This window comes from Mesorhizobium sp. M7A.F.Ca.CA.002.15.2.1, from assembly GCF_003998715.1.
In the GTDB taxonomy this organism is placed as follows: domain Bacteria; phylum Pseudomonadota; class Alphaproteobacteria; order Rhizobiales; family Rhizobiaceae; genus Mesorhizobium; species Mesorhizobium ciceri.
In genome coordinates this window covers 1-4,801 of record NZ_RZPI01000443.1, presented here as the reverse complement: position 1 = coordinate 4,801, position 4,801 = coordinate 1, and the positions used below count along the sequence as shown (strand labels likewise).

The window sequence follows — 4,801 nt, the reverse complement described above, 5'->3', positions numbered from 1 at the left end:
TTCTCAATCCGCGTATCAGAGTTCAGTAGGGAGCGAAGCCGATGCCGGTTCAATACATCAGTGGCTTCACCGTCGTTTTCGAAGTGCTGTCGCGCTTCTGGCCGGTCTGGATCGCGCTCGTCATCGTCATGGGCGCGAGCTTCGCCTACAAGAAGAAGCTGGCGCTCTACGGCCAGCTGTTCGACAGCGGTGTCGGCATTGTCGGCGTCGGCATCTGCCTGTTCTGGCTGTTCACGGCGATCTTCGCCGCGACCATATCGCCCTTCGATCCGCTGGCCCAGATTCCGATCATGAAGGACGTGCTGCCGGGCGCCGTCGAACCGCAGTCGGGGCTGACCTATCTGTTCGGCGGCGACAAGCTGGCGCGCGACGTGTTTTCGCGCATGGTCTATGGCAGCCAGATCGTGCTGATCATCGCGCCTGCCGCGACCGGCTTCGCGCTGATGGTCGGCATCACGCTCGGCCTGCCCGCCGGCTATTACGGCGGCAAGATCGACACCGTGCTGTCGTTCCTGGCCAACCTTGTGCTCGCCTTCCCGGTGATCCTGCTGTTCTACCTCTTGGTGACGCCGGGTATCATGGACACGCCGATCCCGTACGGCATGGCCGGCGTGTTCTTCCTGTTCCCGATCATCTTCTTCAGCGTGCTGTTCTGGACCCGCTACAAGAACCGGCCCGACCGGCTCTACATCCTGCTCGGCATCACCCTGATCCTCGGTGGCTGGATCTATCTCGGCCTTGTGTTCGATAAGGACCCGCTGCACATCGTCCATATCGATCCAAACCAGCTCAACATCTTCGTGGCGGTGGTGTTCGCCTCCAGCCCCGGCGTGTTCCGCATCGTGCGTGGCCTGGTGATGGACATCAAGACGCGCGACTATGTGGCGGCGGCGCAGACGCGCGGTGAATCGCCCTGGTACATCATGCTGTGGGAGATCCTGCCCAATGCGCGCGGGCCATTGATCGTCGATGCCTGCCTGCGCATCGGCTACACCACCATCCTGCTCGGCACGCTCGGTTATTTCGGCCTTGGCCTGGCGCCGGAAAGTCCGGACTGGGGCACCGCGATCAAGGACGCCAGCCGCCTGCTGCGCTCCTTCATCCATCCGGCGCTGCCGCCGACCATCGCACTGATGTCGTTCGTGCTGGGCTTGAACCTGCTCGCCGACTCGCTGCGCGAACAATCGATGAAAGACTGATGTCGCGGGTTTCGACCCGATGGGCCTGAGAGAAACAGGCCTGGAAGAACCAGGATTGGAGCGACCCATGAACGAGGCAGTTCGAAATCCCGCCAAGCCGACCCCCGGGCCAACCAAAGGGCCGATCATCGAGATCGAGAACCTGTCGATCTCCTTCTTCACCCGCAAGGGCGAGATACCGGCGGTCATGGATTTTTCCTGCGCCGTCATGCCGGGCGAGGCGATGGGCATCGTCGGCGAATCCGGCTGCGGCAAGTCGACCGTGTCGCTCGGCATCATGCGCGACCTCTCCAACAGCGGGAAGATCGTCGGCGGCAAGATCAAGTTCCAGGGCAAGGACATGGGCGAACTCTCCGACGAGGAGTTGCGTTCCATCCGCGGCAACAAGATCGCCATGATCTACCAGGAGCCGATGGCGAGCCTGAACCCGGCGATGAAGGTCGGCCAGCAGCTGATGGAAGTGCCGCTGATCCACGACAAGGTGTCGAAGGAAGAGGCCTATAAACGCGCCCTCGATATGGTGCGCTCGGTCAAATTGCCCGATCCCGAGCGTATGATGCGCTCCTATCCGCACCAGCTCTCCGGCGGCCAGCAGCAGCGCATCGTCATTGCCATGGCGCTGCTGTCGAAGCCGGCGCTGCTTTTGCTCGACGAGCCGACGACGGCGCTCGACGTGACGGTGGAGGCGGGCATCGTCGATCTGGTCAAGGGGCTGGGCGAGAAGTTCGGCACGTCGATGATCTTCGTGTCGCACAATCTCGGCCTGATCCTGGAAACCTGCGATCGCATCACCGTGATGTATTCGGGCGAAGCGGTGGAGACCGGCAAGATCAAGGACGTGTTCGACCGGATGCGCCACCCCTATACGCAAGGGCTGTTCCGCTCGATCCCGCTGCCGGGCGCCGACAAGAACTCACGGCCGCTGATCTCCATCCCCGGACAGCTGCCGCTGCCGCACGAGCGGCCCAAGGGCTGCAATTTCGGCCCGCGCTGCCACCATTTCGTCGAGGGTGTCTGCAACGCCGCCGAAATCCCGATGATCGAGGTCGCTGGTCATGAAGGCCATTTCTCGCGCTGCGTGCGCTTCAACGAGATCGACTGGGAAGCGCTGCCACCCGGTGCCAAGAAGGTCAATGAGCGCGTCATGCCCGGCGCGCCGGTGCTCAAGATCGAGGACCTCAGAAAATATTACAGGGTCGGCGGCAGCGAGGTGTTCGGCTCGAGCGAGGGCCGCGTCGTCAAGGCCAACGAGACGATCTCGTTCATGGCGCGCGAATCCGAGACGGTCGCCATCGTCGGCGAATCCGGCTGCGGAAAGTCGACGCTGGCCAAGGTGCTGCTCGGGCTGGAGACGGCAAGTGCCGGCACGGTGACGCTGGGCAACACGGAAATCCAGTCGACGGGGATCGACAAACGGAGCGTCGACACGGTGTCGTCGATCCAGATGGTGTTCCAGAATCCGTTCGACACGCTCAATCCCAGCCATTCGGTCGGTTCGCAGATCATCCGCACGCTGGAGAAGTTCAATGTCGGCAAGACGGTTGCCGATCGCCGCAAGCGGATGCTGGAGCTGCTCGACCTGGTGAAGCTGCCGCGGGCATTCGAAACCCGCAAGCCGCGTCAGCTTTCGGGCGGCCAGAAGCAGCGCATCGGCGTGGCGCGAGCCTTTGCCGGTGACGCCAAGGTGGTGGTGGCCGACGAGCCGGTCTCGGCATTGGACGTGTCGGTGCAGGCGGCGGTGACCGAACTGCTGATGGACATCCAGCGCAAGAACAAGACGACGATGCTGTTTATCAGCCACGATCTGTCCGTCGTTCGCTACATCGCCGACCGCGTCGTCGTCATGTATCTCGGCTATATCGTCGAGCAAGGCACGACCGACCAGATCTTCGCACCGCCCTATCATCCCTATACCGAGGCGCTGCTGTCGGCGATCCCGATCGCCGACACGAGTGTCGTGAAGAAGCACATCGTGCTGGAAGGCGACATCCCGTCGGCGATGAACCCGCCATCCGGGTGTCCGTTCCAGACCCGTTGCGGCTACAAGAAGCTGGTGCCGGACAATCTCTGCGAGACCAAGGTGCCGCCGGTCAAGCATCTCGGCGACGGTCATATGAGCCTGTGCTGGCTCTCCGACGACGTGCTGGCCAAGATGGAGCCCGTGATCAAGTTCGACAAGGAACACGCCGCGCACGAAGGTATGCCGGACGACGCGCCGCATGGCGATGGCCCCGGTTTTGCTGGCACGCCACCAAAGCGTCCGCGCGGCAAAAGGCCGAGCTGACAGTCCGAAGATCGAGATCAACGATGCGGCAAGCTCAGTTCCCGCACTCGCTCAACTGCTGGGCATAGTCCCGCGCCATCTTGTCGGTGGCCCGGGCATAGCCCTGCACACCGGCATCGCCCCTGTTGCCGCGGCCATAGGCGGTCCAGCCGAGATAGTAGGCAAGGTAGAGATTGTAGGTGTCGTTGCGGGCGACGCCGTAGGTGTCAGATGTCTTGGAATGATACCAGCCGACGAAATCGACCGCATCGGCGAATTTCGTCCGCCGCGCCGCCCAGTTGCCGGTCTCGCGCTGATATTGCGACCAGGTGCCGTCCAGCGCCTGCGAGAAGCCGGTGGCCGTGGAGACGTGCTTCCACGGAATGAAGCCGAGCAGCTTGGTACGCGGCGGCCTTGCATTGCTCTTGAAGCCCGATTCCTTGCGCACCGTCGCCATCAGTACGGGAACGGGAATGCCATATTTCTGTTGGGTGCGCTCGGCGGCAGACTGCCAGTTGTCGAACCAGCCGTCATTCTGGTCGAAGACGGCGCAGACATTGTTGATGTGATTGGGCGGCGTGGCGCAGGCCGAAAGCGCCAGCAGCACGCAAACCGCACCAATTTTACTAAAACTCGAACTACGCATCGGCAGAGCAATAGGCCGAAATCATAAAGGGAATCTTGCAGCGTCCATTAACGCTTCGCCCGAGCGGTCGCTCGAGGAAATCCCATATCAACAATCCGACATATTTCGTCGTATTCTATAAATGGATACTGCGGAAATGCCGCCGTGGCTAAAATCACGCCCGCAAACGGCGTATTTATGACAGCTTGCCTGGTTTGCCGGGGCTTTGATGCCAGGCATGAACGAACCAAGACGCAAACGCGGCGCCGAGCGCACCAGCAATCGGGGGCCATCGGCCATTCCGCAACTGCCGCTCAGGCGGGTGACCAATCCCTATCCGCCAATGGCCATGCTGTCGCCCGATCAGATCGAGCAGATCCATCAGGCGTCGATGCACATATTGGAGAATTTCGGCATCGAGGTGATGAGTCCGCGCGCGCTGTCGCTGTTCGAGAAGGCCGGCGCCAGGGTCGATCATGCCTCAGCGAATGTCCGCATCGATCGCGGCCTGATCGAAGACGTGCTGAAGACCACGCAGCCCAGCTATGTGTTGACGCCGCGCAACCCGGCCAACGCGGTTCATCTGGGCGGCAACACCATCAATTTCACCCTCGTTGCCGGGCCGCCCAATGTCCATGACATGGAGCGCGGCCGCCGCGCCGGCAATTTGCGCGACTATTCGGATCTCACACGGCTGGCGCAGCATTTCAACTG

At 61.9% G+C, this 4,801-nt stretch carries 4 protein-coding genes; 3 read left to right on the top strand and 1 reads right to left on the bottom strand.

The window, feature by feature from the left end; translation table 11 throughout:
* Positions 1-41 precede the first annotated feature (41 nt).
* A complete protein-coding gene (locus ENZ74_RS22175) occupies positions 42-1,199 on the top strand; it encodes an ABC transporter permease (RefSeq protein ID WP_013530884.1) in 1,158 nt (385 codons plus the stop codon).
* Between the two features lie 67 nt (positions 1,200-1,266).
* Positions 1,267-3,483, top strand: coding sequence for an ABC transporter ATP-binding protein (locus ENZ74_RS22170; RefSeq protein WP_127312990.1), 2,217 nt, complete (start codon positions 1,267-1,269; stop codon positions 3,481-3,483).
* 34 nt (positions 3,484-3,517) lie between these two features.
* Here the strand turns inward: ENZ74_RS22170 and ENZ74_RS22165 are convergent, their stop codons facing one another.
* Positions 3,518-4,108: a transglycosylase SLT domain-containing protein gene (locus ENZ74_RS22165; RefSeq protein WP_013530886.1), complete on the bottom strand. Its 591-nt coding sequence runs from the start codon at positions 4,106-4,108 to the stop codon at positions 3,518-3,520.
* 217 nt (positions 4,109-4,325) lie between these two features.
* On the opposite strand from ENZ74_RS22165, the gene ENZ74_RS22160 reads away from it, so the two are divergent.
* The coding region (locus ENZ74_RS22160; protein ID WP_206522307.1) for a trimethylamine methyltransferase family protein at positions 4,326-4,801 on the top strand (476 nt) is incomplete at its 3' end.